This is a genomic window from Microbacterium sp. SW12 (genome assembly GCF_055391095.1).
The window spans coordinates 1,028,957-1,048,146 of sequence record NZ_AP024335.1 but is presented as its reverse complement, the minus strand read 5'-3'; the positions used below and the strand labels follow the sequence as shown (position 1 = coordinate 1,048,146).

Here is a 19,190-nt window from a genome sequence, read left to right as displayed (position 1 = left end):
GCGGTGAACGTGGTCTTCCGCCAAAATGGGGCCCATGAGCTCGCCGACACCCGAAGACCTCGAATCCCGGATCCGCGCCCTCGAGGCTGAAAACGCGCGTCTGACGGTCCGCACCTCCCCGTCCGGTGGGTGGTGGCGCGCCGCCCTGTCGGCGTTCGTCATCGTGATCGCGACGATTCTCGTGCCGGTGTCGGTGGTCACCACGTGGGCACGCGTGCAGCTGGTCGACGAGGATGCCTTCGTGTCGACGTTCGCCCCGTTGACCGAGGATCCCGCCGTCCAGGAACTCATCGTCGATGAGGCGACGGCAGCCATCGATGCGCAGGTCGACTTCGCGGGCCTCACCGACCAGGTCTTCGACGGCATTGAGGACCTGGGACTGCCTCCCGCGGCATCGACAGCGCTCAACGCACTGCGCGCGCCGGCTGCCCAGGGCGTGCAGAACCTGGTCAACTCCGCGGTCGAACGCATCGTGGAGTCAGATGCCTTCTCGGATGTCTGGGCCTTCGCGCTTCGGGGTGTCCACCGCTCGATCACGACCGTCGCGACAGCCGACGGCGGCGGAATCCTCGTCCTCGACAACGACGGCCTCGGGATCGCGCTGGGCCCGATCATCGACCAGGTCAAGGAACGGCTCACCGAGAGTGGGGTCGGCGTTGCCGGGCTCATCCCCGGCATCGACAAGACCATCATCATCGGCGACGGCGAGGCGCTCATCGCGTTCCGGACTGTCTATGCGCTCGCTGATGCTGTCGGCTGGTGGCTCTCGATCGTGACCATCGCGCTGTTCGTCCTGGCCATCGTCATCGCGCGGCGCCGCAGCGTCGCGGTAATCGGTACGGGGGTCGGACTGTTCATCGGCGGCGGCATGCTCGCTGCCGGATTCAGTATCGGCGCTGCAGCAAGTACCGTCGTAGCCGGCCAGCTCGACCTCTCCCCGTCGGCCCTCAGTGTGATCTATGCGCAGCTCACCGCATCCATGGCGCAGAGCGCGCTTGTGATCGCGCTGCTCGGTCTCGTGATCGCGGTCATCGGCTGGCTGATGGGGTCGAGCCGTTCAGCCACCGCCACCCGTGGCGGCGTAAGCGGCTTCAACGCGACTATCCGCGGCGCTCTCGCCGCGCGGGGACTCAACACTGGCGCCTTCGGACGCTTCCTCGCTCGGTACCGCGTCGCGATCCGGATCGCGCTGGTCGTCCTCGCGGTCATCTGGCTTCTTGCGCTCCGCCCACTTTCCTTCAGCGACGTCGTCCTGGTGTTCCTCGTGACGCTGATCGTCGCGTGGGTCCTCGAGTTGCTGCAGCGGCGCGAGATCGTCGAGGTCGAGGTCATCGAGGTGGACGTGGCCGACGCGGACGGCTCCGAGGAGATCGTCGTCGAGGAGCGCGCCAGCGACCGCGCGTAGCGTGGGGACCATGGCTTCCTCCCTTCCCCGGCTCCCCTACGGCACCTGGCCGTCTCCGATCTCCGCAGCATCCGTCGCCGCGGCGTCCCCGCGCTACGAAGGTGCGGCGTTCGTCGCGGCCCCAGACGGCGAGGAGATCTGGTGGGGACAGAGCGTTCCAGCCGAGAGTGGGCGCACGACAGTCCGACGGCGCCTGGCCGATGGGACTGTCGAAGAGCTCCTGCCCGCCCCGTGGAACGCTCGGTCTCGTGTGCACGAGTACGGCGGCGGCCCGTGGGCAGCGACGGATGACGGCGCGTTGTGCTTCGTCGAGAAGACTGACCAGCGGATCTGGATCCTCGCCCCGGATTCTGAGCCGCGCGCCCTGACACCGGCCGGGACGCGGATGCGATTCGGTGGACTGCGGTTCGCCGCCGGAGAGCTGTGGGCGATCCGAGAAGACCACACACGGCCCGGCGTTCCCGCTCGCGACATCGTGCGAGTTCCGCGCAACGGTTCTGCCGCGAGCGATGTGGATCAGATCGTCTCCGTGGTGGCGGGGAGTGACTTCGTCGCCCACCCCGCGGTTTCGCCCGACGGATCCCACCTCGCCTGGATCGCCTGGAATCATCCAGCCATGCCATGGGATAGCACCGAGCTCCGTCTCGGTCGATTCGTGAACGGCCGTATCGAGAAGTGGCAGACCGTCGCCGGTGGCCCAGACCGAGCGCCCCTGCAACCCGAGTGGCTGGACACCGACAGACTCGTGTTCCTCGACGACCCCGATGGTCGGTGGAACCTGCACTCCTGGTCGGCCTCTCACGGCGCAACGCCCATCGCCCCGGCCCCGGAGGACACCGGAGGGCCGCTGTGGTCCCTCGGGGGGCGCTGGTATGCCCTGGGGGCAGACGGCACCGCTGTCTGCGTCCGCACCCAGGGCACCGATCGGGTCGTCGCCGTCGCTCCCGGCGGCGATATGCACGATCTCGGCGGACCGGTGAGTTCCGACGTGTCGGTCGAGGATGCCGCGGGCCGGCGTGCCCTCGTGATCGGCTCCCGGACGGACGGCGCCGCCGGCGTGTGGCTGGTCGATATCGACAGCGCGCGCTGGGAGCCGGTCGCCGGCGGTGAAAGCGCCTGGCCTGCCGAATGGACGCCGCGGCCGATCGAGCTAAGCACCGAAGGCCCCCGGGGTGAGGTCCACGCCTTCGCCTTCCCCCGACGAACCCGGAGGCGGCCGCTCCGGAGGGGGAGCTTCCGCCCTACATCGTCCTCGTACACGGTGGTCCGACGGGCCATGTCGGCGGTGCGGCATCCCCGAAGATCAGCTACTTCACCAGCCGTGGAATCGGTGTGCTGGACGTGAACTACGGCGGCTCAACCGGGTACGGGCGCGAATATCGCGAGAGGCTCCGGGGGCAGTGGGGTGTCGTTGACGTCGAGGACGTGCGCGACGCGGCGCTTGCGCTAGCGGAGGCCGGACTGGCAGATCCTGCCCGCATAGCGATCGACGGCGGATCCGCGGGCGGTTGGACAGTCCTCGCAGCGATCGTCCAGACCAACGTGTTCGCCGCCGGGGTGTCCCGCTACGGCGTCGGCGATGCTCGCGCGCTCGCTGCCGATACCCACGACTTCGAGGCTCGGTACCTCGATGGCCTCATCGGCCCGCTCCCCGAGGCGGAACACCTCTATCTGGAGCGCTCTCCGCTCTCGCATCCCGACGGCTTCGACGTTCCCATGCTCCTGCTTCAGGGAGCGGAGGACGAAGTCGTACCCCCAGCACAGGCAGAGGCCATTCGAGAAGCGCTAGCTGCGCGCGGCATCCCGCATGCCTACGTCCTCTACGAGGGAGAGGCTCACGGCTTCCGGCGCGCCGAGACCGTCATCCACGCCATCGAAACGGAGCTTGCCTTCCTCGGCGCGGTGTTCGGGTTCACTCCCCCAGGCGCCGCACCGCTGACGCTGAGCTGAAAGGCGCGAGCTCGGCTGCAAGCTTCTCGGATACGAATGCGTGGAGGGCCGTCCCGGACTCCTCGTGGGTGATGGCGATGACGTGCCCGGACTCGTGTGCGGCGGAGATCAGGTCGCCGCGGTCATAGGGAACGATCGCGTGGACTTCGACCGCCGGAAGCGGAAGAGCCCGCTCGATGGCAGCCCGAAGCTCGGTTATGCCCTCCCCCGTGCGGGAAGAGGCAAACAGCGCCGCGGGCTCCAGCCCCCGAAGAACCATGCGCGTCGATTCGTCGACGAGGTCGGCCTTGTTGAAGACGACGATCTCCGGCAGGTCACGCGCTCCGACATCGCCGATGACGTCACGAACGGTAGCCAACTGCGCCGCGGGGTCGGGGTGTGAAGCATCCACGACGTGCACGATCACGTCCGATTGGCCGACCTCCTCGAGAGTCGACCGAAAGGCTTCAACCAGCTGGTGCGGCAGATTGCGCACGAAACCGACGGTGTCGGTGAGGGTGTAGACCCGACCATCGGACGCCTCGGTACGGCGCACCGTCGCATCCAGCGTCGCAAACAGGGCGTTTTCGACCAGTACTCCGGCGTTCGTGAGCCGATTGAGCAGGCTCGACTTGCCCGCGTTCGTATACCCCGCGATCGCAACCGACGGCACCGTATTGCGGCGGCGCTCAGCGCGCTTGGCATCCCGCGCCGGCGCGAAATCGCGGATCTGCCGCCGCAGCTGCGCCATCCGAGTACGGATGCGGCGGCGGTCGAGTTCGATCTTGGTCTCACCGGGACCGCGAGAACCCATACCGGCTCCGCCGGCACCGACCTGGCCACCGGCCTGGCGGCTCATCGACTCACCCCAGCCGCGAAGGCGCGGCAGGAGGTACTCCAGTTGGGCGAGTTCGACCTGCGCCTTGCCCTCGCGGCTCTTCGCGTGCTGGCTGAAGATGTCGAGGATGACCGTGGTGCGGTCGATTACCTTGACCTTGACGACATCCTCGAGTGCGCGCCGCTGGCTCGGCGCGAGTTCGGTGTCGGCGATCACAGTGTCGGCGCCAAGCGAGGCGACGATGTCGCGGAGCTCCTCGGCCTTGCCTCGTCCGAGGTAGGTGGCGGGATCCGGGTGAGGGCGGCGCTGGAGGACGCCATCGAGCACGACGGCTCCGGCAGTCTCGGCGAGCGCGGCGAGCTCCCGAAGGGAGTTCTCGGCATTCTCCTGCTCACCCTGGGGGTGGACGCCGACAAGAACGACGTTCTCGAGCCGAAGCTGGCGGTACTCGACCTCGGTGACGTCTTCGAGTTCGGTCGACAGGCCCGGGATGCGTCGGAGCGCCGCGCGTTCTTCGCGATCCCACTGGTCGCCGTCGGAGTCCGCTCCTCCAGCCGTCGCGGCATCCTGCAAAGCCTGAGCCGACCCGAACACCCACACGTCGGATCGGCCGCGGGCGCGCTCAAGCACCCGGTCAACAGGGTCGACAGGGTGCTCCGCTGGGGCGTTCTGGGTGTCTGGGATCTCGTCCATCATCATTTCCGTGGGATGCCCGGCATCAGGCATCCGTAAACTCTAGCCTCCCGGAGGCGGCCCGTCCTCCGCTACGCTCGTCGCCATGGAGAGCGATCACTACTTCTCGTCGTCGCCTTCCAGTCCCGAAAACCTCCGGCGCATCCGTGTCTCGATCGCGGGGCATCCGGTGGAGGTCACTACGGCCGGCGGGGTGTTCAGTCCGGATCACATCGACACCGGCACCACCGTCTTGCTCGAGAACACTCCTCCCCCGCCTGCGGGCGGGCATCTGCTGGACCTCGGGTGCGGGTGGGGTCCCATCGCGCTGACCCTCGCGATGGATGCTCCGCACGCCACGGTGTGGGCCGTTGACGTCAACGAACGGGCTCTCGACCTCGTGCGCTCCAACGCGAGCGAACTCGGCCTTGCCAATGTCAACGCCGTGCTGCCGGGCGATGTTCCCGATGATGTCGTCTTTCGGACGATCCGCTCCAACCCCCCGATCCGGGTCGGCAAGGACCAGCTGCACGGGTTACTCGAGGAGTGGATTCCGCGACTGGATGAGCGCTCGGATGCGTGGCTCGTCGTCTCGCGTAACCTCGGTTCGGACTCCCTGCAGCGGTGGATGGCCACGACATTCCACCGCGGCTACTCGGTGCATCGCTCTGCTACCGCCAAGGGCTTTCGGGTGCTACGCGTGCGTCGCCACGGGTCGACGCCGACCGCTGCCATCGACGTCGTCTGACGCCTGGCCGCACGGTCAGGCCAGGGCCATCTCGCCGGAAAAGACCAGGGTCGCAGGCCCCGCGAGGAAGACGTGCGACTCGCCGTCCACTGACGCCACGCGAACCCCGAGTTCACCGCCGGGGACGCCGACCTGCCAAGCATCCGGAGCTGCAGCACCCGCCCAGTGGCGGACCGCAAGCGCAGCCGCAGCGACCCCCGTGCCGCATGAGAGCGTCTCACCGACGCCGCGTTCGAAAACCCGCATGCTCAGGCCCCCGGTGCCGCCCTGCACGAGCGGATCGTTCGGCACGACGAACTCGATGTTCGCGCCTGCGGCGGGAGCCGGGTCCAGCTGCGGGACGCGGGAAAGATCGATGCCGGCGAGTTCTTCGGCCGTGGGGAGCGCTACCACGACGTGGGGGTTACCGACATCCACCCCGATTCCGGGCCGGGCGACATCGAGATGGCGTGCGCGAACCAGCACCTCGGACTCGTCGATCCGGAAGGCACCGAGATCCACTTCGAAGCCGCGCTGGTGTGCCGTCACGGGCTTGATTCCTGCTCGGGTGCCCACGAGCACGGGCCCGGCGTCGGCATCCGCCCAGCCGACCGCCGTGAGGTAGCGCACGAAGACACGGATGCCGTTCCCGCACATCTCCGCAGCAGACCCGTCGGCGTTCCGGTAGTCCATGAACCACTCGACGCCAGCGGCTGTAGCCGCAGCACCCTCGGGGATCGCCGCGGCCCGCACAACCCGCAGCAGTCCGTCGGCGCCGACCCCGAACCGGCGGTCACACAGCGCCGCGACCTGGTCGTCGGAGAGGTCGAGCTCCCCGTCGGCGTCGGGCACGATGACGAAGTCGTTGCCGGTGCCGTGGCCCTTGGTGAACGAGATGGGGGTCGACATGCCTTCAGTCTAGGATCGCGCGGCCCGGCTCCCGGGACGGGGCGACCCGCTCACCGATCCAGCATCCGCGCGGCGTCATCGTCAGGTTCGAGCCAGTGGACGCCGACGTACCGCCGGAACCACGACACCTGACGACGTGCGTATCGGCGCGTGAGGGCCTGGGTCTGAGCGATAGCCTCGTTCTCCGAGAGCTCTCCCGCAAGCTGCGCCAGCGCCTGGGCGTAGCCGATGGCGCGGCGCGCCGTAACGCCACGCTCGATGCCGTCAGCGCGAAGTGTCTCCACTTCGCCGAGGAGTCCGTCTCCCCACATCCGTTCCACACGGGCATCGAGGCGAGCGACGAGGTCCTCTCGGGGCATCCGTCGCCCAATGATTCGCGTTCGCGGATGCCACAGCACCGGCCGATCCGGCAGCGCAGCGCCGTGGCCGGCACTTCCCGATTCGACGACCTCGAGCGCGCGGATCACCCGCCGCTCGTTGGCAGGATCGATTCTCGCGGCGGTGGCGGGGTCGAGGGCGCGAAGGCGCTGGAAGAGGACGCCGATGCCCTGCTCGGCAGCTTCCGCTTCGAGCGCGGCTCGGCGGCCGGCGTCACGAGGAGGGAACTGGAAGTCGTAAATGGCGCTTGAGACGTAGAGCCCTGATCCCCCGACGAGGATCGCTTCCGCTCCCCGAGCCTGGGCCTCGGCGATAGCGGCGCGAGCCGCGGGCTGATAGGTCGCGACGGCGGCCTCTTCGGTGACGGCGAGCACGTCGAGCAAGTGGTGCGGAATCCCCCGCCGTTCGCGCTCCGGCAGCTTGGCCGTTCCGATGTCCATTCCGCGGTACAGCTGCATAGCGTCAGCGTTGATGATCTCTGCATGCCTCCCGCGCCGGCCCAGCTCCTCAGCGAGAGCGAGAGACGTTTCGCTCTTGCCGGTTCCGGTGGCGCCAACAATGACCCACAGCGTCGGCTCTGTTGTCACGTCAACGCTCCCGTCCGCACAGTTCCAACCCCGCGTGTGCTGCTGTTCGGTGCATCCGCGGCGGAAGAATACGCAGCAACTGCACCGAACTGCCGCACTCGCTGCGACGCGCCACCGGCAGGGTTCGCGTCACGCGCTCACACGGAGCGAGGGCACGCCCAGCGAGACCGCACGGCGCTCACCGGGAGCGGACGGGCTCGGCACAGCACACGACTCGGCGAGCGACCGGTCCCAGGCATCGCCAGCGCGCGTACGACGAATCCGAAGACGCCCACCCTCGGGCGCATCGGCAAGCAGATGGAACGGTGCAGCGTGGGTCACCTCGACGGTCGCGACATCGCCGGGCCTGGGCACGTCCGACCCTTCGGGTACCTCGAAATGCACAAGCCGGTTGTCTTGGGCGCGGCCCGTCAACCGCCGGGTCTCGACATCCTTCTTGCCCTCGCCGGTCGAGACGAGCACCTCGAGTTCACGGCCGACCTGAGCCTGGTTCTCTTCGAGGCTGATGCGCTCTTGGAGTTCGATGAGGCGGTTGTAGCGCTCCTGCACTACTGCTTTCGGAACCTGATCGGCCATGGTGGCAGCCGGGGTCCCTTCGCGAATCGAGTACTGGAACGTGAAGGCACCTGCGAACCTGGCGCGCTCGACGACGCGCATCGTGTCTTCGAAGTCCTCGTCGGTCTCACCCGGGAACCCGACGATGATGTCGGTCGAGATCGCGGCGTGCGGGATGCGCTCGCGCACACGATCGAGGATGCCGAGGAACCTGTCGCTGCGGTAGGAGCGGCGCATGGCCCGCAGGATCCGGTCGCTTCCCGACTGCAGCGGCATGTGCAACTGCGGCATAACGGCGGGAGTCTCGGCCATCGCATCGATCACATCATCCGTGAACGCGGCGGGGTGAGGGCTGGTGAACCGAATACGTTCGAGGCCCTCGATCTCGCCCGCGGCGCGCAGCAACTTGCCGAAGGCCTGCCGGTCGCCGAACTCGACACCGTAGGAGTTCACGTTCTGCCCAAGAAGCGTGACTTCGATCGCTCCGTCATCGACGAGCAGTCGGATCTCGTTCAGGATGTCGCCGGGCCGCCGATCTTTCTCTTTGCCGCGAAGGCTCGGAACGATGCAGAAGGTGCAGGTGTTGTTGCAGCCGACCGAGATCGACACCCACCCCGAGGCCGCGCTGTCGCGCTTGGTGGGAAGAGTCGAGGGGAAGACCTCCAGCGACTCGAGGATCTCGAGCTCGGCTTCCTCGTTGTGCCGTGCGCGCTCGAGCAGGGTCGGCAACGACCCCATGTTGTGCGTGCCGAAGACGACGTCGACCCACGGCGCCTTCTCGAGGACGCGCTCCTTGTCCATCTGCGCGAGGCATCCGCCGACAGCGATCTGCATTCCCTCACGCTTGTCTTTGCGGGACTTGAGGTGCCCGAGGGTGCCGTAGAGCTTGCCGGCCGCATTGTCGCGGACCGCGCACGTGTTGATGACGACGATGTCGGCTTCGTCGCCGGCCGCGGCACGCACGTAGCCAGCGCTCTCGAGCGACCCGGAGAGTCGTTCGGAGTCGTGGACGTTCATCTGGCAGCCGAAGGTCCGCACCTCATACGTGCGCGCGGCGCCCGTGGATGACACGGCTGCGGCGGACGGCGCGATGAACGTCGGCGAAGCGGAGGGCATGGTCATAGTGCCTGCCATTCTACGAGCCGCTCCCGGGTACCGGCCGAGCGCGGGCTACCTGGGTACCAGTGGCTACCAGCCACCGATGCCCGGGCAGCCGTTGATCCGAGGGTCGACCTCAGTCGCGCGGCTCAGCCAGCGCAAGCCGCGCCGCCGTCATCGCCACCCCAGGCGGGTAGCCGCGTCGCTGCAACTGACCCACGAGGCGCCGGATGGCGACGTCGACAGCCACCCCGCGGTAGCCGCCAGCCTTCTGGCGTGCGAACTCGAGAGCCCGCTCGGCGTCGTCGTCAGGCAGCGTCGCCAGAGCCGCATCGGCGACGTCACGGGGAATGCGGCGCTTGGCCAGCACCTGGGCGATCGCCCGCCGGCCTTCGCGACGTCTGGTGACGGCGGTATGCACGAGTTGCTCTGCGAGGTCGGCATCACCAAGCCATCGCTTACCCACGAGGTCAGCCACGAGAACCTCTGCGACAGCCTTCTCAACGCCATCAGCGACGAGCTCGTCGGTGGCCTCAGCCTCCGACAGTCCGCGCCGACGCAAACGCTTGATCAGGCGATCGAGCGCAGCACGAGTGACAGCAGACGACGCGCGCGATTCCCCGTAGGGATCGTCGAGGTACCGGTCGTCATCATCTTCACCGATATCGTCGTCATCGACCCACGTCGAGTGCCATGTGCCTGCTGACAGTTCCGCGCACGCTTCGCCGCGATCTTCGCCGAGGAGGCCGTTGTCGCGGGAGACTGAGCCGCGGGAGACTGAGCCGCGAGAGAAAGCCCCGTCACCGAAAAGCGGGATGACGGGGGCGAGCGACCGCTCGCCCCCGGTCTCACGCGTCATGATCAGGCCGGGCGCCGCTTGGCGAGCTCGTCCTCGACATCACCCGCGGGCTTGGCCCCGCCGATACCGAGCTTCTCTTTGATCTTGGTCTCGATGTCGGCAGCGATGTCTTCGTTCTTGATGAGGAAGTTGCGAGCGTTCTCTTTACCCTGACCCAGCTGCTCGCCGTCGTAGGTGTACCAGGCGCCGGACTTCTTCACGATGCTGTGCTCGACACCGAAGTCGATGAGGCTCCCCTCGCGAGAGATCCCCGTGCCGTACAGGATGTCGAACTCGGCCTGCTTGAACGGCGGCGCCATCTTGTTCTTCACGACCTTGACGCGCGTGCGGTTACCGACAGCATCCGTTCCGTCCTTCAGCGTCTCGATCCGGCGGATGTCCAGTCGCACTGACGCATAGAACTTCAACGCCTTACCACCGGCCGTGGTCTCGGGCGATCCGAAGAACACACCGATCTTCTCGCGCAGCTGGTTGATGAAAATCGCCGTCGTCTTGGTCTGGTTCAGGCCACCGGTGAGCTTGCGAAGTGCCTGGGACATCAGGCGAGCCTGCAGGCCGACGTGGGAGTCACCCATCTCGCCCTCGATCTCGGCCTTGGGCACCAGCGCTGCCACCGAGTCGATGACCACCAGGTCGATGGCGCCGGAGCGGATCAGCATGTCAGCGATCTCCAGCGCCTGCTCTCCCGTGTCGGGCTGCGAGACGAGGAGCTGATCGATGTCGACGCCGAGCTTCTGGGCGTAGTCGGGGTCCAACGCGTGCTCAGCATCGATGAATGCGGCGATGCCGCCTGCCTTCTGGACGTTCGCAATCGCGTGGAGCGTGAGAGTCGTCTTTCCCGATGACTCCGGACCGTAGATCTCGATAATGCGGCCGCGTGGCAGGCCGCCGACGCCGAGGGCCACGTCAAGGGCGATGGAGCCCGTGGGGATGATCTCGACCGGAGCGCGCTCGTCGCTGCCCAGTCGCATCACCGAGCCCTTTCCGAATTGCCGGTCGATCTGCGCGAGCGCTGAATCGAGCGCCTTCTCGCGGTCAGCGGGTGTGGGCATGGCGTGTGCTCCTTCAGCACTCGGTCCGTCGTCGGTGTGTCCGGCTCCGGAGAATCGGCCGCCTGTAGGCTGTCGCGCCGCTGCTCGAATGAGCATGAGCCCGACAAGGCGTGTGGTGTCGTTCGACGCTGCTCACGGTACGTGGGGGTTCCGACATTGCTGCCGGCCTGTCCGCGTGTCGTGAGGGAACGCCTTCTCGACTCCACTTGTGCAGGAGACTACGCGGTCATCGAACAGATATTCGACGACACGCCGTCGTTTCAGCGGCGAGGTTCGAGCCGACCGACGCCGTACCGCCGCTGGGCGGGCACATCGGTCTCGGCGCACAGGGCGAGCCAGACATCGCGCGGCGGAACACCAGCCGCGATGGCCTCAGTAGCGGTTCGCCCCCCGACGCCGGAAAGAACCAGGTCGGCCAGAAGCGCTGCCGACTGAGCACCGAACTCGTCGGTGACGGCGCGGTCGAATTCGCTGCGACGCATGCAGAGCGCAGCGCTGGTCAGCGCAGCGAGAGCTCGGCGTCCATTGACGCGACAAGCTCGTCGGGAACGACGTCGGGGAATGTCTGCAGGCCCTCGAGCACTGCAAGGCGGTCACCGACTTCACGCATGATCGTCGAGATAGGAACATCCAGCGCTTCAGCGACCGAAGCGAGGATTTCGCTCGATGCTTCCTTCTGACCACGCTCCACCTCGCTCAGGTAGCCCAGCGCGACGCTCGCGCGGCTGGCGACCTGACGGAGGGTGCGACCCTTCTGCTGGCGGAAGTCACGAAGGACTTCGCCGATCTCTTGACGTACCAGTACCATCTCGGGTCCCCTCCTCACTGACTGCTTCTGTTGGTGGCGATTCCGCTGGTGTCGCGGGTGGACAACAGTACAACACCGATGTAGGTCACACTAATGCCGCCTTCTGGGGAATGGGTGGGAATCACCGAAAGTAACGCATCCGAAACATCAGGTGTTCCCGCGAGCGACCTCCGGTCGCTCAGAGCGAAACCCGCAACAGTTCGAGTGCCGCTCGGACCGCCTCCGCGCGGATCGTCGCTCGGTCACCGGCGAGCTGATGCTCGGTGACCGACTCGCGCTCCGGTGTCACCACAGCGACATAAACGCGGCCAACCGGTGCGTCATCTTGCGGGTCAGGCCCGGCAACGCCGGTCGTGGCCACCCCGACCTCGGTGAGAACACCGGCTGGCTTTGTAGCAACCCGGATGCCGCGGGCCATCTGAATCGCAACCTCAGGGTGCACCGCACCCTCGCGGCCCAGGAGCGCGGCCTCCACCCCGAGCAGGCTCGCCTTCAGGTCGGTGGCGTACGCGACGACGCCGCCACGGAAAACGTCCGAAGCGCCAGGGACCGACACGAGAGCCGAAGCGAGCGCGCCGCCGGTCAGCGACTCGGCAACACCCAGCCGCCATCCTCGGGAGCGGAGCGTCGCGAGAACCTCGGACGCACTCGCGGAGGCGTCGCCCGTCATGATTCCGCCGACGGCGCTACCTCACCACGTCGAGTCCGAGCTGCCCGGATCTCCGTGACGACATAGTCGATTCCACTCGCGATCGTGAGAACGACGGCGATGGTCATGGCAACGCCGTTGACCCAGAAGATCCATTCGCCCACGAGGTTCCACAGCGGCAGGAGGGCAAGTGAGAGCGCAACGGCCTGTGCCACTGTCTTGAGCTTTCCCATCCAGGCTGCAGCGAGCACATGATCGCTGACGACGATGAACCGATAGATCGTGATTCCGACCTCGCGGATCAGGACCACGATCGTTATCCACCACGGCAACTCGCCGAGGATCGAGAGACCGATGAACGCGAACCCGGTGAGCACCTTGTCGGCGATCGGATCCAGGAGCTTGCCGAGGTCGGTGACGATCTCGTACTTGCGGGCGAGATACCCGTCGATCCCGTCGGTGGCGATGGCGACGATGAAGATCACCGCCGCCCACCATCGGAGTGCACCGTCCGATCCCCCGTCGGCGAGCAGCATCCACAGGAAGATCGGCGCCATGAGGATGCGCACGATCGTGATCGCGTTGGGAAGCTGCCGCGGAATCGCCATGGGCCGAGCCTACTGCGAGAGGCCCCGCCTGCCGCGGGACGAGACCGGTCAGTCGCGCCCTGTCAGCCCCCAGGCATCTTCGCTGCCGTCGTCGCCGTCGACGACCTCGTACCCTGCGAACTGGCTGTCCACGGCATCCGGACCGTACGGGTCCTCGGATGCCGCACCCGGCGAATCTTCACCGCGAAGACGAGCGAGCACGTCGGGCAGCTGCTCCGCTGTCACCAGCACATCGCGCGCCTTCGACCCCTCAGACGGACCGACGATCTCGCGTGATTCGAGGAGGTCCATGAGCCGCCCCGCCTTCGCGAAGCCGACGCGGAGCTTGCGCTGGAGCATCGAGGTCGAACCGAACTGCGTCGAGACGACGAGTTCTGCTGCAGCCAGCAGCAGTTCAAGGTCGTCACCGATGTCGGCATCCACCTCTTTCTTCTCGGCAGCCGCCTGCACGTCCGATCGATACTCGGGGCGGGCCTGCCCCGTCACGTGCGCGACGACTTTCTCGATCTCGGATTCGCTCACCCACGCACCCTGCACGCGCAGGGTCTTCGAGGCCCCCATCGGCAGGAACAGCGCATCGCCCTGGCCGATCAGACGGTCGGCGCCGGGCTGATCCAGGATGACGCGGGAGTCGGTGACGCTGGTCACCGCGAAAGCGAGACGCGAGGGGACGTTGGCCTTGATGAGGCCCGTCACGACGTCGACCGAGGGTCGCTGTGTCGCCAGTACCAAATGGATGCCGCTCGCTCGCGCCAGCTGTGTGATGCGCACGATCGAGTCTTCGACATCGCGTGGGGCGACCATCATGAGGTCGGCGAGCTCGTCAACCACGACCAAGAGGTAGGGGTAGGGCTTGAGGACCCGTTCACTGCCGGGCGGCAGCTTCACCTCGCCAGCGACGACCGCACGGTTGAAATCGTCGATGTGGCGGAACCCGAACGACGCGAGGTCGTCGTAGCGCATGTCCATCTCTTTCACGACCCACTGGAGGGCTTCCGCCGCCTTCTTGGGGTTCGTGATGATGGGGGTGATCAGGTGCGGCACGCCAGCATAGGAAGTCAACTCGACGCGCTTGGGGTCGATCAGCACCATCCGCACCTCGGAGGGCTTGGCGCGCATCAGCAGGCTCGTGATCATCGAGTTCACGAAGCTCGACTTACCCGACCCGGTAGAACCGGCAACGAGTAGGTGGGGCATCTTGGCGAGGTTCGCCACAACGAAGCCGCCACCGACGTCCTTGCCCACGCCGATCGTCATCGGATGCGTGGACTGCGTGGCAGCCGCCGAGCGCAGGACGTCACCGAGCGTGACGATCTCTCGATCGGTGTTGGGGATCTCGACACCGATCGCGCTCTTGCCGGGGATCGGCGCGAGGATGCGTACCTCGTTGGAGGCGACGGCGTAAGCGATGTTGTTCGTGAGCGCCGTGATGCGCTCGACCTTCACACCGGGGCCGAGCTCGATCTCGTACTGCGTGACTGTCGGCCCGCGCGAGAACCCGGTCACCCGTGCGTTGATCGAGAATTCCTCGAAGACGCTTGTGATCGCCCGGACGACCGCGTCGTTGGCCTCCGAGCGCGACTTCGCGGGAGTCCCCGCCGAGAGGTTGTTGACCGACGGGAGTCGGTAGGGCGCGGTCGGAGCAGACCGGGGGGCATCGCTGCCAATGCCGATCACGCCGGGGAGGGCGGCATCCTCGTCGTCGGCATCGTCGTCCTGGAGCCCCGTGTGCGATCCGCTGACCGCCTTCTTCGCGCCGTCGAGGACGGCGGGATCGATGACCTCGGTGAGGGCATCGGGTGCCGGCGCATCCGATGCAACTGCCGCGAAGGCCTGATCGAAGCCTCCCTCGGGAGGGCCCGGCGGCAGGAGTTCGGTGAGGAAGTCCTCGGTCGACTGACCGCCGTCGGCATCCTGCTCGCGCCCCGAGCTGTTACGGCGCCACCAGGGCAAGGACGTGCGTTCGCCAGACTCTGTCTCGTCAGTGTCGGCCGACTCGGCGGGTCGCGTCGCGCGCTCCGCGCCGAACATCCAGGCATAGAGGTCGCCCAGGCGCCTGCCGATGCGGTTGGGCGGCGTCTTGGTGAGGATCAGGATGCTGAGGATGCCGAGCAGGGCCAGCACGATGCCGGCGCCGATCGAGGTCAATCCCAGCGCGAGCGGCTCGCCCAGCATCCAGCCGAAGACGCCGCCTGCCGCACTCAGTGCCGGGAGGCCGTCGCGCGGCTGCGGGCGGCCGCCGTAGACATGGGCGAAAGCCGCGATGACCAGGATGATGAGACCGAAGCCGATCCCGATCCTGCCGTTGTCGTGGACGGATGCCGGATGACGAAACAGCCAGCCCGCGAGGATCACCAGCAGCACCGGCAGCACGAACGCGACGCGTCCGACAAGCGCGCCGACCGAGTAGGCCGAGATCGTCTCGCCGACCTCCGACCCGATGAAGAACCACTCCACTACTGCGCCGGCGATCGCGAGCAGCACCAAGAAGAAGGGGAATCCGTCGCGCCGCTGGTCTTTCTCGAGGGTCTCGGGACCGAACGCGCGGAACATGCCGCCGGTCGCGTGAGCCAGGCCCAGCCACATCCGCACGATCAGTGCGGGGCGCTCTTCGTCGCCGACGTACCGCTTGGGCGCCGGCGTTGACGCGCGCGAACGCGAGCCCTTCGCGGGCGCACGACCAGAGGTCGAGGTCTTGGTGCTACTCCTCGGCATGACCTCCACGGTAGGTGCGACCACCGACAATTCCCCGGAACGACGCGGCCTGTCGGCATCCGCCCGATGCGTCCGCCGCGAAACTGCAGTGTGCCCGCGAGCCAGTGCGCGCCTCACGCGCCCTCGCGGGCACGATGCAGTCTCGACGATCCGTCAGCGCAGGCGCTTGACCATGGTGTCGCGACCGAAACCGCTCTGGACTACCGCGAAGCCCTCGGTGCGGTAGAAGACCGCGGCGAAGTTGCCCCGCTCGACGCTCAGGCTCAGACGCGCGAACCCGGCGGCGCGAGCGTTGTCGGACAGGGCGCGCAGAAGCGCGCGGCCGACCCCGTGTGCCCGCCAGATGGGCCGCACCCCGATTATCAGCTCGGGAACACCAGTGCCGACGTAGCCGAATCCGGGGTCGGATCGCGGGAACATCCGATACCACGCCGCCCCGATGGGCTCCCCCTGCGGATCCGACGCGACGAACCCGGCGTCCCCGGGACGCATCCAGCCCGAGACATACCTGCCGTGCTCGGGGGCAGTCAGCACCTCGTATCGCGGACGAGAGCGTCCCGGCGACCAGTTGGCTGCCTCGACGACCATGTCACCCAGGAACGCGCCATCGGCAGCCGTCGCGGGGCGGATGCTGAAGGTGGCGGGCATGCCGTGATTGTAGCGAGCGCGACAGGTCGCGCATCCGCCGACCAGCGGCGCTGGAAGCTCAGGCCTCGATGACCAGCGGCACGATCATCGGCCGGCGCCGCAGGGACTGATTCACCCAGCGGCCGATCGTGCGACGCACGACCTGCGAGAGCGCGTGATTGTCGCGCACACCGGACTGCGCTGCCTCCGCGAGTGCCGCAGCGATCTTGGGCTTCACGCTCTCGAACACTGCAGCGTCCTCCGCGAAACCTCGGGCGTGGACCTCGGGACCGGAGATGATGCGGCCGGTTGCGGCATCCACGACGACGATCACCGAAATGAAGCCCTCTTCGCCAAGGATGCGACGGTCCTTGAGGTCGGCATCCGTGATCTCACCGACGCTCGACCCGTCGACGTAGACGAACCCGAGATCGAGCTGACCGACGTTGCGCGCGACACCGTCGCGGAGATCGATGACAGACCCGTTCTCGGCGACGATCGTATTCTCGGCGGGAACGCCGGTCTGCTGCGCCAGCTGGGCGTTGGCCATCAGGTGCCGGTACTCGCCGTGGACGGGGAGCACGTTTCGGGGCTTGAGGATGTTGTAGCAGTAGAGCAGCTCGCCGGCGGCAGCGTGGCCCGACACGTGGACCTTGGCGTTGGCCTTGTGCACGACATTGGCACCGAGCTTGGTGAGCCCGTCAATGACGCGGTAGACGGCGTTCTCGTTGCCGGGGATCAGGCTCGAGGCGAGGATGACGGTGTCGCCCGGACCCGGCTCGATCTCGTGGTCGAGGTTGGCCATGCGCGAGAGCACCGCCATCGGCTCGCCCTGCGATCCGGTCGACATGTAGACGATCTGATCGTCCGGAAGGTTGCGGGCCTTCTTGTAGTCGATGAGAAGGCCGTCCGGCACGTTCAGATAGCCGAGGTCTTCGGCGATCGTCATATTGCGCACCATGCTGCGGCCGAGCAGCGCCAAGCGGCGTCCGTGGGCGGCAGCGGCATCCATCACCTGCTGAACGCGATGGACGTGGCTGGAGAAACTCGCGACGATGACCCGGCGCGGCGCTTTGCCGATGACCTGGTCGAGGACCGGGCCGATCTCCTTCTCGAGGGGTGTGAATCCGGGGACGTCGGCGTTGGTGGAGTCGACGAGGAAGAGGTCGACACCGGCTTCGCCCAGGCGCGAGAACGCTCGAAGGTCGGTCAGGCGCCCATCCAGCGGGAGCTGGTCCATCTTGAAGTCGCCGGTGGCCAGCACCGTGCCGGCGTGGGTGCGGATGGCTACCGCGAGCGCGTCGGGAATCGAGTGGTTGACCGCGACGAACTCGAGCTCGAACGGGCCGAGCCGTTCGACCTGGCCCTCCTTCACCGTGAGGGTGTAGGGGCGCAGCCGGTGTTCCTTGAGCTTTGCTTCGGTGAGCGCGAGGGTCAGGCCCGAGCCGATCAAGGGAAGGTCGCCCTTGAGTTTGAGCAGGTACGGAACCGCGCCGATGTGGTCTTCGTGACCGTGCGTGAGCACGACCCCGACGATGTCGTCCAGGCGCTCCTTGAGGGGCTCGAAGTCGGGAAGGATGAGGTCCACTCCTGGCTGATGCTCCTCAGGGAAGAGCACCCCGCAGTCCACGACCAGGATCTTGCCGTCGAGCTCGAAGATCGTCATGTTGCGGCCGACCTCGCCGAGGCCCCCGAGCGGGATGACGCGCAGCGTCCCCGATTCGAGCGGGGGTGGGGCGAGAACAGCGTTGGACATGCGACTCCTATCGGCGCTGGGGATCAGCGCGTGGTGCCCGAGACCTTGGGCAGGGCACCGCCGGCGGCAGCGTTGCGGTCGGGGCGGAAGTTCGAGAAATCGGCACCGGGAACGCCCGACACGAGGGCCAGTTCATCCTCGATCTTGGCGGCTTCCCACTCCTCCGGGCCCACGAGCGGCAGCCGCACGCGAGGGCTGGTGATCCGGCCGAGCCCGTGGAGGATGTACTTGGCCGAAACGGTGCCGGGAACGTGCGTCATGACGGCGCGCACGAGCGGTTCGAGCTTGCGGTGGGCGGCAGTGGCAGCGGTGAGGTCTCCCGCGTTCACGGCGTCGACGATCTCCCGGTAGGGCTGCGCGGCGATGTTGGCCGTGACGCCGATCAGGCCGGATGCTCCGATCGACAGATGCGGCAGCACGTTGGCGTCATCGCCGGAGAAGTACAGCAGGTCGGTCTGGTTGAGCACGCGGCTCACCTCGCTGAAATCGCCCTTGGCGTCTTTGATCGCGAGGATGTTCGGGTGCTTGGCCAGCCGCAGGATGGTCTCGTACCGGATGGGCACGCCCGTGCGGCCCGGGATGTCGTAGAGGATGACGGGCAGATCCGTGGCGTCGGCGACGAGGCGGAAGTGGGTCAGGATGCCGGCCTGGGTGGGCTTGTTGTAGTAGGGCGTGACGATCATGATGCCGTCGGCACCGACCTTCTCGCTGGCCTTGTACAGCTCGATCGCGTGGGCTGTCTCGTTGGAGCCACCGCCGGTGATGATCTTCGCCCGTCCGGCTGCGACGTCTTTGCCGACCTCGACGAGGCGGATCTTCTCGGCATCGGTCAGGGTCGAGGTCTCCCCCGTCGTTCCGGTCACCACGATGCCGTCGGCCCCGGCGCCGATCACATCGTCGATGTGCTTCTCGACGGCCGGCCAGTCGACTTCGCCGTCGGCGGTCATGGGAGTGACCAGCGCGACGAGCACCTGCCCGAACGGGTTTGTCGAGTGCGTCATGGGTTCAGGCTATCGGT

The 19,190-nt window shown here is 67.2% G+C and carries 18 protein-coding genes; 4 read left to right on the top strand and 14 right to left on the bottom strand.

Features of this window, described 5'->3' with window-relative positions; all coding sequences use genetic code 11:
- Positions 1-34: 34 nt before the first annotated feature.
- The 3 genes from MICSW_RS05240 to MICSW_RS05230 are packed head-to-tail and all read left to right on the top strand — an operon-like array spanning position 35 to position 3,355.
- Entirely contained in the window at positions 35-1,405 is a 1,371-nt protein-coding gene (locus MICSW_RS05240; protein ID WP_464497288.1) for a hypothetical protein, read from the top strand.
- A 10-nt stretch (positions 1,406-1,415) separates the two neighbouring features.
- Entirely contained in the window at positions 1,416-2,750 is a 1,335-nt protein-coding gene (locus MICSW_RS05235) for a TolB-like translocation protein (protein ID WP_464497285.1), read from the top strand.
- On the top strand, positions 2,651-3,355 hold the full coding sequence (locus MICSW_RS05230) for a prolyl oligopeptidase family serine peptidase (protein WP_464498243.1): 705 nt from the start codon (positions 2,651-2,653) through the stop codon (positions 3,353-3,355). Before MICSW_RS05235 ends, MICSW_RS05230 begins: the two co-directional genes overlap by 100 nt.
- Here the strand turns inward: MICSW_RS05230 and hflX are convergent.
- Positions 3,318-4,865 (bottom strand): GTPase HflX, encoded by a 1,548-nt coding sequence (gene hflX / locus MICSW_RS05225; RefSeq protein ID WP_292733400.1) that lies wholly within the window; start codon positions 4,863-4,865, stop codon positions 3,318-3,320. The genes MICSW_RS05230 and hflX overlap by 38 nt on opposite strands.
- Before the next feature lie 85 nt (positions 4,866-4,950).
- Between hflX and MICSW_RS05220 the strand changes: the two genes are divergently transcribed.
- Positions 4,951-5,592, top strand: a complete 642-nt coding sequence (locus MICSW_RS05220; RefSeq protein ID WP_228177757.1) for a class I SAM-dependent methyltransferase — start codon at positions 4,951-4,953, stop codon at positions 5,590-5,592.
- A 15-nt stretch (positions 5,593-5,607) separates the two neighbouring features.
- Here the strand turns inward: MICSW_RS05220 and dapF are convergent, their stop codons facing one another.
- The 13 genes from dapF to dapA all read right to left on the bottom strand — a co-directional run bounded on the left by dapF (position 5,608) and on the right by dapA (position 19,173).
- Positions 5,608-6,480 carry a diaminopimelate epimerase gene (gene dapF / locus MICSW_RS05215; RefSeq protein WP_228177756.1) on the bottom strand — a complete coding sequence of 291 codons (873 nt, stop codon included), beginning with the start codon at positions 6,478-6,480 and terminating at the stop codon, positions 5,608-5,610.
- A 50-nt stretch (positions 6,481-6,530) separates the two neighbouring features.
- Positions 6,531-7,445 carry a tRNA (adenosine(37)-N6)-dimethylallyltransferase MiaA gene (gene miaA, locus MICSW_RS05210; protein ID WP_464497277.1) on the bottom strand — a complete coding sequence of 305 codons (915 nt, stop codon included), beginning with the start codon at positions 7,443-7,445 and terminating at the stop codon, positions 6,531-6,533.
- Positions 7,446-7,574: 129 nt separating this feature from the next.
- Positions 7,575-9,122 carry a tRNA (N6-isopentenyl adenosine(37)-C2)-methylthiotransferase MiaB gene (miaB, locus tag MICSW_RS05205; protein ID WP_292728589.1) on the bottom strand — a complete coding sequence of 516 codons (1,548 nt, stop codon included), beginning with the start codon at positions 9,120-9,122 and terminating at the stop codon, positions 7,575-7,577.
- A gap of 112 nt (positions 9,123-9,234) precedes the next feature.
- Complete coding sequence (locus MICSW_RS05200) at positions 9,235-9,957, bottom strand: regulatory protein RecX (RefSeq protein WP_228177753.1); 723 nt, start codon at positions 9,955-9,957, stop codon at positions 9,235-9,237.
- Between the two features lie 2 nt (positions 9,958-9,959).
- The gene (recA, locus tag MICSW_RS05195; RefSeq protein WP_228177752.1) at positions 9,960-11,009 is read right to left on the bottom strand and encodes a recombinase RecA; all 1,050 of its coding nucleotides are present in this window, start codon (positions 11,007-11,009) and stop codon (positions 9,960-9,962) included.
- A 260-nt stretch (positions 11,010-11,269) separates the two neighbouring features.
- Positions 11,270-11,491, bottom strand: a complete 222-nt coding sequence (locus MICSW_RS05190; RefSeq protein WP_464497269.1) for a DUF3046 domain-containing protein — start codon at positions 11,489-11,491, stop codon at positions 11,270-11,272.
- A gap of 17 nt (positions 11,492-11,508) precedes the next feature.
- Entirely contained in the window at positions 11,509-11,817 is a 309-nt protein-coding gene (locus MICSW_RS05185; protein WP_195693428.1) for a helix-turn-helix domain-containing protein, read from the bottom strand.
- A gap of 178 nt (positions 11,818-11,995) precedes the next feature.
- A complete protein-coding gene (locus MICSW_RS05180) occupies positions 11,996-12,487 on the bottom strand; it encodes a CinA family protein (protein ID WP_228177750.1) in 492 nt (163 codons plus the stop codon).
- Complete coding sequence (gene pgsA, locus MICSW_RS05175) at positions 12,484-13,074, bottom strand: CDP-diacylglycerol--glycerol-3-phosphate 3-phosphatidyltransferase (protein ID WP_228177749.1); 591 nt, start codon at positions 13,072-13,074, stop codon at positions 12,484-12,486. Before pgsA ends, MICSW_RS05180 begins: the two co-directional genes overlap by 4 nt.
- Positions 13,075-13,122: 48 nt before the next feature.
- Positions 13,123-15,789 (bottom strand): FtsK/SpoIIIE family DNA translocase, encoded by a 2,667-nt coding sequence (locus MICSW_RS05170; protein ID WP_347424916.1) that lies wholly within the window; start codon positions 15,787-15,789, stop codon positions 13,123-13,125.
- 153 nt (positions 15,790-15,942) lie between these two features.
- Positions 15,943-16,437, bottom strand: coding sequence for a GNAT family N-acetyltransferase (locus MICSW_RS05165; RefSeq protein WP_228177747.1), 495 nt, complete (start codon positions 16,435-16,437; stop codon positions 15,943-15,945).
- Positions 16,438-16,495: 58 nt separating this feature from the next.
- On the bottom strand, positions 16,496-18,172 hold the full coding sequence (locus MICSW_RS05160; protein ID WP_228177746.1) for a ribonuclease J: 1,677 nt from the start codon (positions 18,170-18,172) through the stop codon (positions 16,496-16,498).
- 23 nt (positions 18,173-18,195) lie between these two features.
- Positions 18,196-19,173 (bottom strand): 4-hydroxy-tetrahydrodipicolinate synthase, encoded by a 978-nt coding sequence (dapA, locus tag MICSW_RS05155; protein ID WP_292733340.1) that lies wholly within the window; start codon positions 19,171-19,173, stop codon positions 18,196-18,198.
- Between the last annotated feature and the right edge of the window lie 17 nt (positions 19,174-19,190).